General features: G+C 65.9%; 16 protein-coding genes. 3 read left to right on the top strand and 13 right to left on the bottom strand.

Features of this window, described 5'->3' with window-relative positions:
• Window positions 1-14: 14 nt before the first annotated feature.
• From B1A87_RS12445 to B1A87_RS12505, 13 genes are all read right to left on the bottom strand, one after another.
• Window positions 15-764 (bottom strand): DedA family protein, encoded by a 750-nt coding sequence (locus tag B1A87_RS12445; protein ID WP_078030146.1) that lies wholly within the window; start codon window positions 762-764, stop codon window positions 15-17.
• A 104-nt stretch (window positions 765-868) separates the two neighbouring features.
• A complete protein-coding gene (locus B1A87_RS12450; protein WP_078030147.1) occupies window positions 869-1,486 on the bottom strand; it encodes a DedA family protein in 618 nt (205 codons plus the stop codon).
• A gap of 4 nt (window positions 1,487-1,490) precedes the next feature.
• A complete protein-coding gene (locus tag B1A87_RS12455) occupies window positions 1,491-2,804 on the bottom strand; it encodes a thymidine phosphorylase (RefSeq protein WP_078030148.1) in 1,314 nt (437 codons plus the stop codon).
• Complete coding sequence (locus B1A87_RS12460) at window positions 2,801-3,220, bottom strand: cytidine deaminase (protein WP_395940271.1); 420 nt, start codon at window positions 3,218-3,220, stop codon at window positions 2,801-2,803. The genes B1A87_RS12455 and B1A87_RS12460 overlap by 4 nt, the downstream gene beginning before the upstream one ends.
• The gene (locus tag B1A87_RS12465; RefSeq protein ID WP_078030150.1) at window positions 3,217-4,539 is read right to left on the bottom strand and encodes an ABC transporter permease; all 1,323 of its coding nucleotides are present in this window, start codon (window positions 4,537-4,539) and stop codon (window positions 3,217-3,219) included. The genes B1A87_RS12460 and B1A87_RS12465 overlap by 4 nt, the downstream gene beginning before the upstream one ends.
• Window positions 4,536-5,981, bottom strand: coding sequence for an ABC transporter permease (locus B1A87_RS12470; RefSeq protein WP_260680816.1), 1,446 nt, complete (start codon window positions 5,979-5,981; stop codon window positions 4,536-4,538). Before B1A87_RS12470 ends, B1A87_RS12465 begins: the two co-directional genes overlap by 4 nt.
• A complete protein-coding gene (locus B1A87_RS12475; protein WP_078030151.1) occupies window positions 5,974-7,569 on the bottom strand; it encodes an ABC transporter ATP-binding protein in 1,596 nt (531 codons plus the stop codon). Before B1A87_RS12475 ends, B1A87_RS12470 begins: the two co-directional genes overlap by 8 nt.
• 167 nt (window positions 7,570-7,736) lie before the next feature.
• Entirely contained in the window at window positions 7,737-8,795 is a 1,059-nt protein-coding gene (locus B1A87_RS12480; RefSeq protein WP_185982312.1) for a BMP family protein, read from the bottom strand.
• Between the two features lie 386 nt (window positions 8,796-9,181).
• Window positions 9,182-10,213: an NADP-dependent oxidoreductase gene (locus B1A87_RS12485; RefSeq protein ID WP_078030153.1), complete on the bottom strand. Its 1,032-nt coding sequence runs from the start codon at window positions 10,211-10,213 to the stop codon at window positions 9,182-9,184.
• Window positions 10,210-10,641 (bottom strand): organic hydroperoxide resistance protein, encoded by a 432-nt coding sequence (locus B1A87_RS12490; protein WP_078030154.1) that lies wholly within the window; start codon window positions 10,639-10,641, stop codon window positions 10,210-10,212. The genes B1A87_RS12485 and B1A87_RS12490 overlap by 4 nt, the downstream gene beginning before the upstream one ends.
• Before the next feature lie 79 nt (window positions 10,642-10,720).
• Window positions 10,721-11,155 (bottom strand): MarR family winged helix-turn-helix transcriptional regulator, encoded by a 435-nt coding sequence (locus tag B1A87_RS12495; protein ID WP_078030155.1) that lies wholly within the window; start codon window positions 11,153-11,155, stop codon window positions 10,721-10,723.
• A 135-nt stretch (window positions 11,156-11,290) separates the two neighbouring features.
• On the bottom strand, window positions 11,291-12,490 hold the full coding sequence (locus tag B1A87_RS12500) for an amidohydrolase (RefSeq protein WP_078030156.1): 1,200 nt from the start codon (window positions 12,488-12,490) through the stop codon (window positions 11,291-11,293).
• 60 nt (window positions 12,491-12,550) lie between these two features.
• Window positions 12,551-13,684 carry a mannose-1-phosphate guanylyltransferase gene (locus B1A87_RS12505; protein WP_078030157.1) on the bottom strand — a complete coding sequence of 378 codons (1,134 nt, stop codon included), beginning with the start codon at window positions 13,682-13,684 and terminating at the stop codon, window positions 12,551-12,553.
• Window positions 13,685-13,942: 258 nt separating this feature from the next.
• Between B1A87_RS12505 and sdhC the strand changes: the two genes are divergently transcribed.
• The 3 genes from sdhC to sdhA all read left to right on the top strand — a co-directional run bounded on the left by sdhC (window position 13,943) and on the right by sdhA (window position 16,690).
• Window positions 13,943-14,323 (top strand): succinate dehydrogenase, cytochrome b556 subunit, encoded by a 381-nt coding sequence (gene sdhC / locus B1A87_RS12510; protein WP_078030158.1) that lies wholly within the window; start codon window positions 13,943-13,945, stop codon window positions 14,321-14,323.
• Window positions 14,324-14,326: 3 nt separating this feature from the next.
• Window positions 14,327-14,788, top strand: a complete 462-nt coding sequence (locus B1A87_RS12515; protein ID WP_078030159.1) for a succinate dehydrogenase hydrophobic membrane anchor subunit — start codon at window positions 14,327-14,329, stop codon at window positions 14,786-14,788.
• A 102-nt stretch (window positions 14,789-14,890) separates the two neighbouring features.
• Entirely contained in the window at window positions 14,891-16,690 is a 1,800-nt protein-coding gene (gene sdhA / locus B1A87_RS12520; protein WP_078030160.1) for a succinate dehydrogenase flavoprotein subunit, read from the top strand.

Consider the following 16,690-nt stretch of genomic DNA (forward strand, 5'->3'; position numbering starts at 1 on the left):
CCCGCGTCCCCGGTTTAGCGCCCGGATTCGGCGTCGGCCGCAGCCGCGACAGGCACGGCGCGGGCCATGCGGCCGGCATCGCCTGTTCCGTCAACGGTGCTTTCAGCGCCCCTTTCGGGCTCCTCCGCCCGGGTTTCCGGTGCCGTGACGGCGTCGTTGCGTCCGAGCCTCTTGTGCCACCAGCGGAGCATGTGGTCGATGAAGATTCCCAGGATGATGGCGAAGACAACGGCAATGCCCGCACCGAGAAGCGGATAGTCGTGCAGCAACGAAAACGAACTGGCCACGATCCCGATACCGATGGAATACCCTACCCACGTGAGGCAGGCGAAGGCGTCCAGCACGAAGAACCGGCGGTGTGGGAATCCAGTGGTGCCGGCGACGTAGTTGACCGCCACGCGTCCCCAGGGGATGTAGCGTGCCGTGAAGATGAGCACGGCCCCGCGCTTTTCGAGTTCGTAGCGTGCCCAGCCGAAGGCCTTCTGAACTTTCGGCCGGCGCATCCACTTCCAGCGGTCCAAGCCGATCTTCCGTCCCAGGAGGTAGGCCATGTTATCGCCGGCCATGGCGCCTACGAGCGCCGTCAGCCCGAGAACCCAAAGGTTAGGATTGCCGCTGTTCCGCGAGAAGGCCGACAGCGCAACAATGAGCGTCTCGCTGGGAACGACCATTGCAAAGCCGTCCACGAAAAAGAACACGAGCAATACAGGGTAAATCCACCACTGACCCGCTGCATGGAGCACGGCCTCATTAATAAACTCCACGCGGGTGTTGCTCCTAGCGGAAAATGACCAAAACAATTAGTGACGCAAATCGCTCTTTAGTGTCCCATGGCCGCAGCATAGTCCGCTACGCCCTGCTCGGGAAATTACCCCTCACTGGACGGATCCGGCAACCGCCCCCGCAACTTCGCCAACGCCATGTCCACCAGTATCCCCAGGACGATGGCGCAGGCTATGGCGATGGCGGCGCCGAGCAGGTGGTTGTGCTCGAACCACTGCCCGAAAAACAGTCCGATCGCCACGGAGTACGTGGCCCACAGACTGGCGGACAGCACGGTCATCCCGATGAACCGTGGCCGCGAGTAATGCGTGGCGCCGGCGGTCAGGTTGACGGCTACCCGGCCGATCGGAACAAACCGGGCCACGAGGATCAGTGACGCCGGACGCTTCCGCAGTTCGCGCCCGGCCCACCGGAACGCCCGCTGCATGCGCGGCCCCCGCATCCAGCGCCAGCGTGTGGTGCCGACGCCGCGGCCGATCAGGTAGGCGGTGTTGTCCCCCGTGAACGCCCCCAGGGCCGCGACGGCGATGAGGAGCCACGGGTTGGGGACATGCGCCGTCGATGCGACGGCAGCAAGCCCCACCACGACGGATTCGCTGGGAATGGGCGGAAAAAAGCCGTCAATGACGCAGCAGGCCAGGACAAGGAGCAGGACCCAGGGCTGCCCGGCGGCAGCAAGGATGAAGTCGTTGATGGCCTGCACGGGTTCAGGCTATACGGTCAATGATCAGCTGCTGTGCCGGGCGCGAGCCTTCCGGCGCGATGGTGACGGCGTTGTCAAGTGCCTCCTTCGCCCGGGCGAACTTCTCGGGGGTGTCCGTCAGCAGGGTCATGAGCGGCTCGCCGGCGCGCACGGCGGCGCCGGGCTTGGCGTGCATGCGGACTCCGGCGCCTGCCTGCACCGCGTCCTCCTTGCGGGCACGGCCTGCCCCCAGCCGCCAGGCGGCCACGCCGACTGCCATCGCATCAAGTTCCACGAGGACGCCGTCGGCCGGGGCGTAAATAGTCTCAGTTTCCCTGGCGACGGGCAGCTTCGCCCTCGGGTCTCCTCCCTGCGCCCCGATCATCCGGTTCCAGACGTCCATGGCCCGGCCGTCCTTGAGGGCTGCGGCGGGGTCGGCGTCGCGGATTCCGGCGCACGCCAGCATCTCCTCCGCGAGCCGGACGGTCAGTTCGACGACGTCCTCCGGGCCGCCGCCGGCCAGGACCTCGACGGATTCCTCCACCTCGATGGCGTTCCCCGCGGTCAGTCCCAGGGGCGTGTTCATGTTGGTCAGCAGCGCCACCGTGTTCACGCCGGCGTCCTTGCCGAGGGCCACCATGGTCTCGGCCAGCTCCCGCGCCCGTGCCTCGTCCTTCATGAACGCGCCGCTGCCCACCTTCACGTCGAGCACAAGCGAGCCCGTGCCCTCGGCTATTTTCTTGCTCATGATCGACGACGCGATCAGCGGAATGGCCTCGACGGTTCCCGTGACGTCGCGGAGCGAATAGAGCTTCTTGTCCGCCGGGGCAAGGCCGGCACCGGCAGCGCAGATCACGGCGCCGACGTCCTGGAGCTGGGCCATCATCTCGTCGTTGCTCAGTGCGGCCCGCCAGCCCGGGATGGACTCCAACTTGTCGAGCGTGCCGCCGGTGTGGCCCAGCCCGCGTCCGGATAGCTGCGGAACCGCCACGCCGAAGACGGCCACGAGGGGCGCCAGCGGGAGCGTGATCTTGTCCCCCACGCCGCCCGTGGAGTGCTTGTCGCTCGTGGCCTTGACGCCGCCGTCGGGCCGCCGGAGGGCGGAGAAGTCCATCCGCTCGCCCGAGGCAATCATGGCAGCGGTCCAGCGGGAGATCTCCGACCGGTCCATCCCGTTGAGCAGGATGGCCATGTTCAGCGCCGCCATCTGTTCGTCGGCGATGACGCCGCGCGTGTAGGCGTCGATCGTCCAGTCGATCTGTTCGGGGCTCAGGACGCCCTTGTCGCGCTTCGTACGGATGATGTCGACGGCGTCAAACGCCTCGGTCTTCTGGGTCACCGGGTTTCCTCCAGATGTTGGGGGCCAAATGCGTCGGGCAGCACCTGGTCCATGGTCTTGATTCCCTGAGTGGTCATGAGCTCCATGCCCGGAGCCCGGAATTCGTACAGCAGTTGGCGGCAGCGTCCGCAGGGCATCAGAACGTTGCCGCCGCCGTCCACGCAGTAAAAGGCCCGCAGCAGCCCGCCGCCGGTCATCTGCAGGTTGCCCACGAGCGCACACTCCGCGCACAGGGTCAGCCCGTAGCTGGCGTTCTCGACGTTGCAGCCGCTCACGATCCGGCCGTCAGTGGTGAAGGCCGCCGCCCCCACCGGGAACTTCGAATAGGGGGCGTAAGCATTCTTCATGGCGCCGACGGCGGCGGCCTCCAGAGCCGGCCAATCGACGTCGGACGTTTCACTGTCCACGGCCGTCAGCCCTTGACGTAGGGGATGCCGCTGGCCGCCGGCGGACGTGACCTGCCGACCAGGCCGGCCACGGCCAGGACGGTTACGAGGTACGGCAGCATGGCCATGAACTGGCTGGGAACCGGCGTGCCGATGATGGTCACGATGCTCTGCAGGTTGTCCGCGAAGCCGAACAGCAGGGAGGCGAAAAAGGCGCCGATGGGGTTCCAGCGTCCAAAGATGAGCGCCGCCAGGGCGATGAAGCCGCGTCCGCCGGAAATCTCCTCCGTGAAGCTGTCGATCGCCACCAGCGTGAAGAACGATCCGCCGATGCCGGCAATGGCGCCGCCCAGGGTGACGTTCCAGAACCGGGTGGAGTTCACCTTGATGCCCATGGTGTCCGCGGCCTGCGGGTGCTCGCCGACGGCCCGGACACGGAGGCCCCACTTCGTCTTGAACAGCCCGACCCACACCACGATGACGGCGATGTACATGAGGTAGCCCACCACGGACTGTTTGAAGAGGATGGGACCTAGTACCGGGATGCTGGACAGCACCGGGATGTCGATGATGGGCAACCGGCCCGGCGAGTTGAACGTGGCCTTGTCCGCCTGCATCACCGTGTTGAACAGGAAGCCCGTCAGGCCGGAGACCAGCACGTTCAGGACCACGCCGACGATGATCTGGTTGACGAGGTACTTGATGCTGAACAGCGCCAGCACCATGGAAACGGCGGCGCCCGCCACGGCCGCGGCCAGCAGCCCGAGGAAGGGGCTCCTGGTCATGGATGCGACCAATGCCGCGGTGAAGGCTCCGCCCAGCAGCTGGCCCTCAATGGCGATGTTCACGACGCCCACCCGCTCGCACAGCACGCCGGAAAGGGATCCGAAGACCAGCGGGACCGCGAGGGTCACCGAGCCTGCGATGAGGCCTGCGAGGGAGATGCTGGGAGTGCGGGCACCACCCACCACCCAGATCAGGAAGGCGGCCACGAACAGCACGGTGAAGGTGACCGGGAGCCAGCGCGGCGCGGGCTGGTCCTTCGTCTTGAGGTACACGGCGTACCCGGCCAGGCCGAGCATCAGGACCGAGAGGACGATGCCGCCCAGGAAGGCCGGCACTTCGACGGCGGGCAGCTGGAAGAAGTCCCCGCTGGAGGACAGCCCGAAGCCTGCCGTCTGGTTGGGCCCCATGAGGCCGAAGAAGATGAATGCCAGGGTGCCCAGGACGGACAGAAGAACGGGAACCTTCCACGTGACGGGCTTCGCTGAGGTGGCCTGCTGGCGCTCTTCAGCCGGCTGCGGGGTTCCCGGCTTTCCCGGAAGGGGCGACGTTGATGTTGTGCTCATGCTGCACCTCCGGTGGTTGCTGCCGTCTTGGACCTGCCTGCGGGTGTCCGCTTCTTGCGCCGCGGGTTGAGCCCGAAGACCGCCCGCACCAGCGGCGGAGCCGCGATGAAGAGCACGATCAGCGACTGGACGACGAGCACGATGTCGATCGGGGTTCCGGTCTGGATCTGCATCTGCACGGCTCCGGCGCGGAAGGCGCCAAACAGGAGCCCGGCAGCGAAAGTCCCCCACGGCGTCGAGCGTCCCAGCAGGGCAACGGTGATGGCGTCAAAACCGTAGGTGGCGGCGACGCCGTCGGTGAGGACCTTCTCCGTGCCGGCCACCTGGGCCACGCCGGAAAGGCCTGCGAGGGCGCCGGCGAGAGCCATGACTAGGACGGTTGACCGGGAGACGTTGATGCCCGCGGTCTGCGCTGCCTTGGGGTTGGCGCCGACGGCCCGGAACTCAAAACCCACGGTGGAGCGGTTGAGGAGCCACCATACGAAGACCGTGGCGGCAATGGCCAGCAGGAATCCGAGGTGGAGCCGGTACTGCGTGCCAAGGATCTGCGGGTAGACGGCGTTGGGGTCCAGGATGGGCGAGATCGGGTTGGACTCGCCCGGCCGCTGGAAGGCCGGCGTATTCAGGAGATACCTGAGCAGGTACAGCGCAATGTAGTTGAACATGATCGTGAGGATGACCTCGTGGGCTCCGGTCCGGGCCTTGAGGTAACCCACCAGGCCGCCCCAGATGGCGCCGCCGACGATCCCGGCCACAAGGACCAGCAGCAGGTGCAGGCCCAGGGGCAGGTGCAGGGCGAAACCGGCCCACGCTGCCAGGATGCCGGCCATGATGATCTGCCCCTGGGCGCCGATGTTGAACAGCCCGGCCCGGAAGGCCAGGGCGACGCCGAGGCCTGCGGTGATGAGGGGCGTGGCGATGGTCAGCGTTTCCATGAGCGGGGCGAACTGCCCGCCGATGCCGGCGCCGCGGGGATTGAACACGGAGCCTTGGAAGAGCGCCACGTAGGAGCGGGTGGCGGCATCCCAGACCGCGGAAAAGAAATCGGCGGGGCGGGCCAGCAGGTACGTTGCCGTGGCACCCACCTGCTTGTCCGTGAGCGCGATCAGGAGTCCGCCGAGAATCAGGGCGAGCAGCACGGCCAGGACGGACACCATGCCGCTGCCGGTGAAGATCCGGCGTGCCAGGGTGTCCGGGCCGCCGGGGATCTTGCCGCTCTGGGCCGTGGCCGGAACCGCGGAGGGTCCCATGGCTCCGCCGGCCGTGTCCAGGGACACCACCGCGGCAGTCTCCTCGTCCGCGGGCGTGGGAACGTGGTGCTTGTCAGTGTGATGCTTGTCGGCGTGGTGTGTGCCGGCGTCGTGGGTGTCAGCCTGGTGGTTGTCAGCCTGGGGGCCAGCGGGCGTGCCGCCGGGGTGCTGCTGCTCGTTCTGGTCAGTCATGGTCGCCTCCTTCGGCGTGGGAGGGGGACGTCGCTTCCTGCTCGCTGTGGAGAACAGGGCGATGGTGAACGGCGTCCGCGTGCGCCTCGTCGGGTGACAGCCCTGCCATCATGAGGCCCAGGACGTCGCGGCCGGTTCCGGCGGGCACGATGCCCACGAGCTTGCCCTTGTAGAGCACTGCAATGCGGTCGGCGAGTTCCATGACCTCATCGAGTTCCGTGGAGACGATCATGACCGGCGTCCCCGTGTCCCGCTCCGCCACGATGCGGCGGTGCAGGAACTCGATGGAGCCGACGTCGACGCCGCGGGTGGGCTGTGAGGCGATGAACAGCCGCAGCGGCCGCGACAGCTCACGTGCCATCACCACCTTCTGCTGGTTGCCGCCGGAGAGGGTTCCGGCGGCAGACGCGGCCGACGGCGTCCGGACGTCGAATTCGCCGATCCGGGAGTTGGCGTTCTCCAAGACCCTGGCCGGGCTCATGCTGATGCCTTTGGCGAAGGGAGCTTTGTCGTAGAGGTCAAGCACCAGGTTTTCGGCCACGGAGAACGTCCCCACCAGCCCGTCCACCTTGCGGTCCTCCGGCACGAAGCCGACGCCGGCGTGCAGGACCTCCTTGACGCTGCGGCCCAGGAGTTCCTTTCCGTCGAGCAGGATGGAGCCGCTGACGCGCTCCTGCAAACCGAGGATCGCCTCGGTGAGTTCCGTCTGGCCGTTACCCTGGACGCCTGCGACGGCGAGGATCTCGCCGCGGGCAATGCTGAAGCTGATGCCGTCCACGGTGTGGTGGCCGTTCGGCGCAATGACGGTAAGGTCCTTGACCTCGAACGTGGTTTCCTGCGGCTGCGCCGGTGCCTTGTCCAGGGTGAGACTCACCGCGCGGCCCACCATCATCGAGGCCAGCTCGGTGGTTGAGGCGCCGGGATCGGCACTCCCCACCACCTTGCCGCGCCGGATGACTGTGATGATGTCCGAGACGGCCTTCACCTCCCGCAGTTTGTGGGAGATGAACACGATGGACGTGCCTCCGCTTTTGAGCTGGCGCATGATGTCCAGCAGCTCATCGGTCTCCTGCGGTGTCAGCACCGCGGTGGGCTCGTCCAGGATCAGCACCTTGGCGTCGCGGACGAGCGCCTTGATGATTTCAACACGCTGCTGGACACCGACCGGGAGGTCTTCCACGAGGGCGTCGGGATCGACGTCGAACCCGTAGCGGTCCGAGATCTCCTGGATCTTGCGGCGGGTGTCGTCCAGGTTCAGGAAGCCGCCCGCTTTGGTGGATTCGGCGCCGAGCGCCACGTTTTCCGCCACGGTGAACACGGGCACCAGCATGAAGTGCTGGTGCACCATGCCGATCCCGGCTGCCATGGCGTCACCGGGTCCGCGGAAGTTTACCGGTTCGTCGTCGACGAGGATTTCGCCGTCGGTGGGCTCATAGAGCCCGTAAAGAACATTCATCAGGGTGGACTTGCCGGCCCCGTTCTCGCCCAGCAGACAATGGATCTGTCCGGGTTCAACAACCACGTCTATGTGATCATTGGCGAGCAGGGAGCCGAAGCTTTTGGTGATCCCTTTGAGTTCAAGTTTCAAAACTCTGACCAATCTCGTTGCGTCCGGAACTGCTGGCCGGACGGGATATGTGGCTGCAGCACCAGCCTAGTGCCTGCAGTCATGGCGTGAGCCGTTGGCGCCCAACGGAAAGCGCCACCTCCCGTGCAGTCAATGACCATCCGGGCGGTGGCGCTTAGCGGAGGAAGTTAGGCCTTGGGGCTGGCCGCGGACTCAACCTTCAGCTTGCCGTCGACGATGTCCTTCTTGATCTGGTCCAGCTCCGACTTAACGTCGGCCGGGACAGCCGAATCGAGGTCGTGGAAGGGGGCCAGCTGGACGCCTTCATTGGCGAGCGTGCCGATGTACGGCTCGTTGGTGAACTTGCCGTCCTTGTCTTCCTTGACGACCGTTTCAACGGCGGAGCCCATCTGCTTCATGACCGAGGACAGCATGATCTCCTTGTAGTCAGGCGCGGTGAGGAAGCCGTCGGAGTCCACCCAGATGAGCTTGACGTCCTTGCCTGCGGCCTTGGCTTCCTTGAGTGCCGCACCGGCGCCCTTGCCGACCGGGCCGGCAACGGGCATGACCACGTCAGCACCCTGGTCCAGGAAATTCTGGGTCAGCTGCTTGCCCTTGTCCTGCTTTTCGAAGTCGCCGGTGAAGCTGCCGTCCTGCTTGGCCTTGTCCCAGCCGAGGAGCTTGACGTTCTTGCCCTTCTTCTCGTTGTAGTACTTCACGCCGTCCGCGTAGCCGTCCATGAAGATGGTGACCGTCGGGATCTTGATGCCGCCGAAGGTTGCCACCGTGCCGGTCTTCGTTGAAGCCGCTGCCAGGTAGCCGGCCATGAAGGCGGCCTGTGCCGTGTCGTAGATGATGGGCTTGACGTTGGCAATCGGCTTGGCGTAGCCGAAGTCAATGATGGCGAAGTGGCTGTTGGGGTTGGACTCGGCCTGCTTCTTCGTGGCGTCACCAAGGAGGAAACCGACCGTCACGGTGAGGTTGCAGCCCGCGGACACCATGGCCCGAAGGTTCGGTTCAAAGTCGTTGTTGGTCTTGGACTCGACCTGGTTGACCTTGATGCCAAGGTCCTTCTCAGACTTCTTCAGGCCCTCGTAGGACGACTGGTTGAACGACTGGTCGTCGAATCCGCCGGAGTCGGACACGATGCAGCCGGTGTAGTCGCTGGCGGTGGCGGTCGGACTGCCTGCTTGGGGTGCCGGGCCGCAGCCGGTCAGCAGCAGGGCCGCCGCGCCAACGGAAGCCATGCCGGCGAGTGAACCGCGCTTGGCGTTTGCACGCAGTGAGTTCTTCAAAATTCCTCCAGGAAGAAAGAGATAGGCGCCACGACGGAGATTCAATGAGTGTCCGTTTCTAATGCTCCACACTGAAACTCTGTTTTCACTGATGGTTTCGCAGCACTGCGCCGAAGCGCACTTATGAAAGCCACTGTAGTGGCCTGCGCCACGTCCGGATAACACATCGGCGGCCGAAAACGAAGATTGTTGAGAACTTGTTACCTATCAGTAGCCGGGCACCTGCACCCGGGCCGCGGAGCATCACGGCAGCCCCGCCAAAGACAGCACGAACGAAGACTTGAGGCCCTGAATCGTCGCCGAAACAGGGCCTCAAGTCTTCGTTCGCGCTCTTGTTGCTACTGGATGCGGACGACCATTTTTCCGGTGTTCGCTCCGTCCAGGAGGTCAATGAAGGCCTGCGGCGCGTTCTCGAGGCCGTCCACCACGGTTTCGTCGTAGGACACGGTGCCATCGGCCAGCCAGCCGGCCATGTGCTCGGCAAACTCGCCGGCGTACTGCCGGTAGCTACTCACCAGGAATCCCTTCAGCGTCAGCTGCTTGCCGATCGCCAGGGCAAGATTGCGGGGAGCAGCCGGCGGTTCGGTTGAGTTGTACTGCGCGATGGCGCCGCACATGGCCACGCGGCCGCCGACGTTCAGGACGGACAGCGCGGCCTCGAGGTGGTCCCCGCCCACGTTGTCGAAGTAGACGTCGATCCCGCGTCCGCCGGCGGCAGCTTTGAGCTGGTCCAGGACGGGGGCGTCGCGGTAGTTGAAGGCCGCGTCGAAGCCCAGCTCCAGGAGGCGGGCCACCTTCTCCGGCGAGCCGGCGCTGCCGATCACCCGGGAGGCGCCCATGGCCTTGGCGATCTGCCCCACGAGCGAGCCGACGGCGCCGGCAGCACCGGAGACGAACACGGCGTCCCCGGCCTTGAACCCGGCCACCTTCAGCAGGCCGGCGTAGGCGGTGAGACCGGTCATGCCCAGCGCGCCGAGGAAGGCGGACGCCGGGGCGAGGTCGGTGCGCGCGGGCGTGGTTGCGGCGGCGTCCACCACGGCATACTCCCGCCAGCCGAGGTGATGCACGACGGCGTCCCCCACCTTGCGGTCGGCGGCGCGGGACGCGATCACCTCACCCACTGCCCCGCCGTCGAGCGCCTTATCCAGCGCAAACGGTGCTGAGTAGGATTTGACGTCGTTCATGCGGCCCCGCATGTACGGATCCACCGAGATGAACTGGTTCCGGACCAGCACCTGCCCGTCCCGCAGCTCAGGGAGCGGACTTTCGGCGAGCCGGAAGTCCTCCGGGGCGGGGCGGCCCACTGGGCGCGAGGCCAGCTGGATTTCGCGGGTCACAGCGGGCAGGGCCCGGTCCTGGCTGCCGCTCATGCTGCGAACTCCACGAGGTTCAGGGCCACATCCATGTTGCCGCGGGTCACGTTGGAGTAGGGGCAGATCCTGTGCGCCTTGGCCATGAGCGCCTCGGCGGCGGCCCGGTCCAGTGCCGGCAGGGCGATCTCAAGTTCGGCCGCCAGTCCGTAGCCGTCACCGCCGTCGAGGGCGCCGAAGTGGATCTTCGCCGCCACGGCGGAATCGGTGAGGTCGGCGCGTTCCTGGCGGCCCACCACGCGGAGGGCCGAATGGAAGCAGGCGGCATAGCCGGCAGCGAAGAGCTGTTCCGGGTTGGTGCCCTGGCCGTTTCCGCCGAGCTCCACGGGGCTGGCCAGGATCACGTCCAGCTTGCCGTCCTTGGTGCGTGCGGAGCCGTCGCGGCCTTCGCCGGAAGCGAGGGCCTCGGCAGTGTAGAGAGTCTTCAAGATAAGTTCCGTTCTGATGGTTTCGGAATCCGGGTCTGGTGCGGTGCCAGGGGTATCGGGTTGGGGCCGGAATAGAGCGTCAGTGCGAATCGTGCAGGGCGGCAGTGAGCTTGCCCAGGGTTTCGCGGAGCTGGTCAAGCTCCCGGGGACTCAGGCCGGCGGCGTCGGCGAGGCGCTGGGGGATGCCGGAGGCCTTGCTGCTGAGGGCCGTGCCGTCCGCGGTCAGATGCACGGCCACGCGGCGCTCGTCCTCTGCGGAGCGGCCGCGTTCCACCAGCCCCATGGCTTCGAGCCGCTTGAGCAGTGGTGAGAGCGTGCCGGAGTCGAGCCCCAGCTCCTCCCCCAGTTCCCGCACGCCGCGGGGTTCGTTTTCCCACAGCACCAGCATCACGAGGTACTGCGGGTAGGTCAGGCCGAGCCCGTCCAGCAGCGGCCGGTAGACGGCGGTGGCCGCCCTGGATGCTGCATAGAGCGCAAAGCACACCTGGCGGTCAAGGCGGGGAGCGTCGGTCATGCTATAACGCTAGCCCACAATTCCATTGTGCACAACTTACCTTGGCAAAAAGCAAGCGCGAAGTGGCAGCTAATGCCCGCAAACCCGGAGTTTGAGGGAATTAGCTGCCAGTTCGCGCTGGATAGGGGAAGGGGCCTAGAGGTCGCGGATGGTGCGGAGGGCCGCGGCCGTGAGCACCTGGATGCCGTAGCCCACGGCGCGCTCGTCCAGGATGTAGTCGCCGCGGTGGAGGTCGTACTCCTCGCCGCCGGGGGTCTTGGTGCCCAGGCGCATCATGGCACCAGGGAGCTCGGCGAGGAACCAGGCGAAGTCCTCGCCGCCCATGGACTGCGGGGTCAGGACAACGGCGCCTTCGCCGATCTCAGCGCGGGCCGCGGCCTCGATGAGCGCAGTCTCGTGCTCCGAGTTGACCACCGGCGGCACGCCGCGGGTGTGCTCCAGGTGGACATCCACGCCGTAGGGGGCGGCCACCTGCTGCACCACTTCGTCGAGCAGCTCGCCGGCGCTGTGCCAGGCGTCGCGGTCCAGGCAGCGCATGGTGCCGGCCATGTAGCCGGTGCCCGGAATCGCGTTCGGCGCCGAGCCGGCATTGATCTGCCCCCACACCACCGATACGCCGCTGCGGACATCCACCCGGCGGGACAGCACGGCGGGGACATTCACGGCAATCTGCGAGAGCGCGAAGACCAGGTCCTCGGTGAGGTGCGGCCTGGACGTGTGGCCGCCGCGGCCGCTGAGTTCGATCTTGATCGTGTCCGACGCCGAGGTGATGGCGCCGATGCGCGTCCCGATCTTGCCCACGTTGATTCGGGGGTCGCAGTGCAGGGCCAGGATGCGCGGCACGCCGTCCAGGACACCCTGCTCGATGCAGGCGTGAGCGCCGCCCGGCATGGTTTCCTCGGCCGGCTGGAAAATGATCCGGACCGAACCGCCCAGGGGGGCTTCCTGGTGCATGCGGTGCAGCACCAGGGCGATGCCCAGCATGGTGGTGGTGTGGACGTCGTGGCCGCAGGCGTGGGTGACGCCGTGGTTCTTCGAGGCGAAGGGCAGGCCGGTTTCCTCGATGATGGGCAGGGCGTCGATGTCGCCGCGCAGCGCGGTGGCGATGGGACCCTCGCCGACGTCGACTGTCAGGCCGGTACCCTCGAGCCGCCGCGGCTCCAGGCCTGCGGCCTCCAGCCGTTCCACGAGCTTGTCGGTGGTGCGGAACTCCTTGAACGATAGTTCGGGGTGCGCATGCAAATCCCGGCGAAAATCGATCAGTTCCGGCAGGAGCGGTTCGAGCCACGGCCCCACCAACGCGGTGGGCTCAGCTTCAGTAGTGTAATTGCGCACACCTCAACTGTAGCGAGGGCCGAAAGAATAGCGGCATCGCCTTCGCCGCGTTACGGCGTGTTAGAGGACGTCGGTGTCGCCGCTGGCCTTCAGGGCGTCCACGGCCTGCTTCACCCGCTGGGCATGCTGCTTGGTGGTGACCAGCAGCGCATCAGGGGTGTCCACGATGACCACGTCCTTGATCCCGATCAGCGCGATGACACGCTTGGTGTCCGAGACCACCACGCCGCTGGCGTTTTCGGTGAAGACGCGCGCGCCTTCACCGAGGACCGTGACCTCGTCCACTTCCTTGGCGCTGTTGAGCCGGCCAACGGAGGCGAAGTCGCCGACGTCGTCCCAGCGGAAGGTTCCGGGCACGACGGCGACGTCCCCGGCGGCCGCGGCGGGCTCGGCCACCGCATAGTCGATGGCGATCTTGGGCAGCGTGGGCCAGATCCGCGCGGTGACTTCGTCACGATGCGGCGTGTCCCAGGCCTCGGCAATTTCCTGCAGGCCGTTGAACAGGACGGGCTGGTTTGCTTCCAGGTGCTTGAGCATGAGGGCCACGGGGGCGACGAACATGCCGGCGTTCCATACGTATTCGCCGCTGTCCACGTACTGCTGGGCGACGTCCTCGTCCGGTTTCTCAACGAACTCGACCACAGCCTGGGCGCTGGGCGCTCCGGGAATGTGAAGCGACGCGCCGGACCGGATGTAGCCGAATCCGGTGGACGGGTGCGTCGGCTTGATGCCGATGGTGACAATCTTGCCTGCCGCTGCAGTGTGAATGGCTTCGCGGACGGCGTCCTGGAAAAGCTCGTCCGGGCTGATCACCTGGTCGGCGGCGAAGGAGCCCATGATGATGTCCGGATCCCGCTGGTGCAGGATGGCTGCGGCCAGGCCGATGGCGGCGCCGGAGTCTTTCGGCTCGCTTTCCAGGACGAGGTCGCCGTCCTGGACCTCCGGCAGCTGGCGGCAGACTGCCGCGCGGTGCGCGGTCCCGGTGACAACCAGGACGCGATTGCCCGCAAGGGGCTCGAGCCGGTCGTAAGTGGCGCGCAAAAGCGTGCTTCCGGAACCGGTGAGGTCATGAAGGAATTTGGGAGCTGCTGCACGTGACAGAGGCCAGAGGCGGGTCCCCACACCGCCTGCAGGAATCACAGCAATAAAACGGCTGAGAGGTGAATCCTGGCTTATCACTTTGTCTTTACTCATCACGGCCTACTTTAGCCGACGACCCCGGCCAAGCCCCCGCAACGCCGCCAGCACTGCGGACACAGTGGGAACCGAATGTGGCGTTCGTCTCAAAATCCGCGAAAAACCGTACAGTACGTGGTCACCAAGGACCACCTGAATTGAATAAGCTGTGAGCGAAGCCTAGATTTAGGCCTGAGCTACGAGTGCTCTCGCAGTAGGCGTTCCCCCCGCGTGGATCCCACGCCAGCGCCGCTGTGTTGCAGGGAGGTTTATTCAGTGCCGACGAAACCAGCTGGCACCTTGTACCGCGGCCGTGAAGGCATGTGGTCCTGGGTTGGACACCGTATTACCGGTGTTGTGATCTTTTTCTTCTTGTTGGTCCATGTGCTGGACACCTCCCTTGTGAGGGTGTCGCCGGAGGCCTACACCGCTGTGATCGGTGCCTACAAGAACCCGCTGATGGCCCTGGGTGAAACGGGCCTCGTCGCAGCGATCGTGTTCCATGCCTTCAACGGCCTGCGGATCATCGCCGTCGACTTCTGGAAGAAGGGTGCCAAATACCAGCGCCAGATGCTCTGGGTAGTGCTGGGCCTCTGGATCGTCACCATCGTGGCTTTCGCCATCCGCCACCTGTCCCTCGCACTCGGAGGTCACTAAGCCATGACTGCAACGCAGATCCCCTCCCCGCGCAGCGGCATCGCTCCGAAGTACCGCCGCGGCGGCAGCTCCCGCGGCAACTTCGAAATGCTTGCATGGCTCTTCATGCGGCTCTCCGGCGTGGTGCTGGTTGTCCTGATCTTCGGCCACCTCTTCGTCAACCTCCTGGTGGGCGAGGGCATCCACGCCATCGACTTCGGCTTCGTGGCCGGCAAGTGGGCTGACCCGTTCTGGCAGTTCTGGGACCTCGCCATGCTCTGGCTCGCCATGCTGCACGGCACCAACGGCGTCCGCACCATCATCAACGACTACGCCGAGAAGGACGCCACCCGCTTCTGGCTCAAGATGGTCCTCTTCACCGCCGCCGCCGTCATCATCATCCTGGGCACCCTGGTGATCTTCACCTTCAACCCGTGCCCGGTCGTGAACGGCGTCCAGCTGCCCGGCGGCTTCTGCCCCGCGTAGCAAACCGCGGCTGCCCGCCCGTCCGGCGGGCTTCTGTTTTGCGGAGCCGGCTTCAGCCCGCCCGTTGTTTTATTGCGAATTTTGAGAGAAAGAGCGTCTGGTATGCAGGTCCATAAGTACGACGTCGTCATCGTCGGTGCCGGTGGCGCTGGCATGCGCGCCGCGATCGAATCCGGTCAGCGCGCGCGAACAGCAGTACTGACCAAGCTCTACCCCACCCGCTCCCACACGGGCGCGGCGCAGGGCGGCATGTGTGCGGCATTGGCCAACGTCGAAGAAGACAACTGGGAATGGCACACGTTCGACACCATCAAGGGCGGCGACTACCTGGTTGACCAGGATGCCGCCGAAGTCATGGCCAAGGAGGCCATCGACGCAGTGCTGGACCTCGAGAAGATGGGCCTGCCGTTCAACCGCACGCCCGAGGGCCGCATCGACCAGCGCCGCTTCGGCGGCCACACCCGTGACCACGGCAAGGCTCCCGTCCGCCGCGCCTGCTACGCAGCCGACCGCACCGGCCACATGATCCTGCAGACGCTCTACCAAAACTGCGTCAAGCACAACGTCGAGTTCTACAACGAGTACTACGTCCTGGACCTCCTGACCGTCGAGGAAGACGCCGTCCGCGAGGACGGCACGCCGTACAAGCAGAAACGCGTTGCCGGCGTCGTGTCCTACGACCTCGCTTCCGGCGAACTGCACGTGTTCCAGGCCAAGTCCGTGGTGTTCGCCTCCGGCGGCGCGGGCAAGGTCTTCAAGACCACGTCCAACGCCCACACCCTGACCGGTGACGGCATGGGCATCGCGTTCCGCCGCGGCATCCCCCTGGAGGACATGGAGTTCTTCCAGTTCCACCCGACCGGCCTTGCCGGCCTGGGCATCCTGCTTTCCGAGGCTGCACGCGGCGAAGGCGCCATCCTGCGCAACTCCGAGGGCGAACGCTTCATGGAGCGCTACGCCCCCACCATCAAGGACCTCGCCCCACGTGACATCGTGGCCCGCTCCATGGCCAACGAGGTCCGCGAAGGCCGCGGCTGCGGACCGAACAAGGACTACGTCCTCCTGGACCTGACGCACCTGGAGCCGGCGCACATCGACGCGAAGCTGCCGGACATCACCGAGTTCGCCCGCACGTACCTCGGCGTCGAGCCCTACACGGAGCCGGTGCCCGTTTTCCCGACGGCCCACTACGCCATGGGCGGCATCCCCACCAACATCACCACCGAGGTCCTGCAGGACAACGACACCGTGGTGCCGGGCCTCTACGCAGCCGGTGAAGTGGCCTGCGTTTCCGTGCACGGCTCCAACCGCCTCGGCACCAACTCGCTGCTGGACATCAACGTGTTCGGCAAGCGCGCCGGCATCGCCGCCGCCGAGTACGCCAAGACGGCGGACTTCGTGGAACTGCCGGAGGACCCGGAGGCCTACACGATTGAGCTCCTCAACATTGCCCGCAACGGCACCGGTGACGAGAAGGTGGCCCAGATCCGCAAGGAACTGCAGGACACCATGGACGCCAACATGCAGGTGTTCCGCACGGCCGAAACCCTCAACCAGGTCCTGAAGGACATCGCCTCGTTCGAGGAGCGCTACAAGCGCATCAACGTCCAGGACAAGGGCAAGCGCTTCAACCTGGACCTCCTGGAGGCCGTTGAACTCGGCTTCCTGCTGGAACTGGCGAAGGTCATGACGGTTGCTGCCCTGCACCGCGAGGAATCGCGCGGCGGCCACTTCCGCGAGGACTTCCCGGAACGCGACGACGAAAAATTCATGAAGCACTCCATGGCGTACAAGGACGAGCACGCTCCCGCGGACGGATCCGCGGAGAGCATTGCCGGGATTCGGCTTGGCACCAAGCCGGTTGTATTTACGCGCTACGAGCCGATGGTGAGGAAGTACTAA

It is taken from the genome of Arthrobacter sp. KBS0703, from assembly GCF_002008315.2.
Taxonomy (GTDB): Bacteria; Actinomycetota; Actinomycetes; order Actinomycetales; family Micrococcaceae; genus Arthrobacter.

Coding starts and splice junctions, on each gene's coding strand:
- B1A87_RS12465 (WP_078030150.1), bottom strand. CDS start 4,539: ATGAGCACAACATCAACGTCGCCCCTTCCGGGAAAGCCGGGAACCCCG.
- B1A87_RS12470 (WP_260680816.1), bottom strand. CDS start 5,981: ATGACTGACCAGAACGAGCAGCAGCACCCCGGCGGCACGCCCGCTGGC.
- B1A87_RS12480 (WP_185982312.1), bottom strand. CDS start 8,795: ATGGCTTCCGTTGGCGCGGCGGCCCTGCTGCTGACCGGCTGCGGCCCG.
- B1A87_RS12485 (WP_078030153.1), bottom strand. CDS start 10,213: ATGAGCGGCAGCCAGGACCGGGCCCTGCCCGCTGTGACCCGCGAAATC.
- B1A87_RS12495 (WP_078030155.1), bottom strand. CDS start 11,155: ATGACCGACGCTCCCCGCCTTGACCGCCAGGTGTGCTTTGCGCTCTAT.
- B1A87_RS12505 (WP_078030157.1), bottom strand. CDS start 13,684: ATGAGTAAAGACAAAGTGATAAGCCAGGATTCACCTCTCAGCCGTTTT.
- B1A87_RS12515 (WP_078030159.1), top strand. CDS start 14,327: ATGACTGCAACGCAGATCCCCTCCCCGCGCAGCGGCATCGCTCCGAAG.
- sdhA (WP_078030160.1), top strand. CDS start 14,891: ATGCAGGTCCATAAGTACGACGTCGTCATCGTCGGTGCCGGTGGCGCT.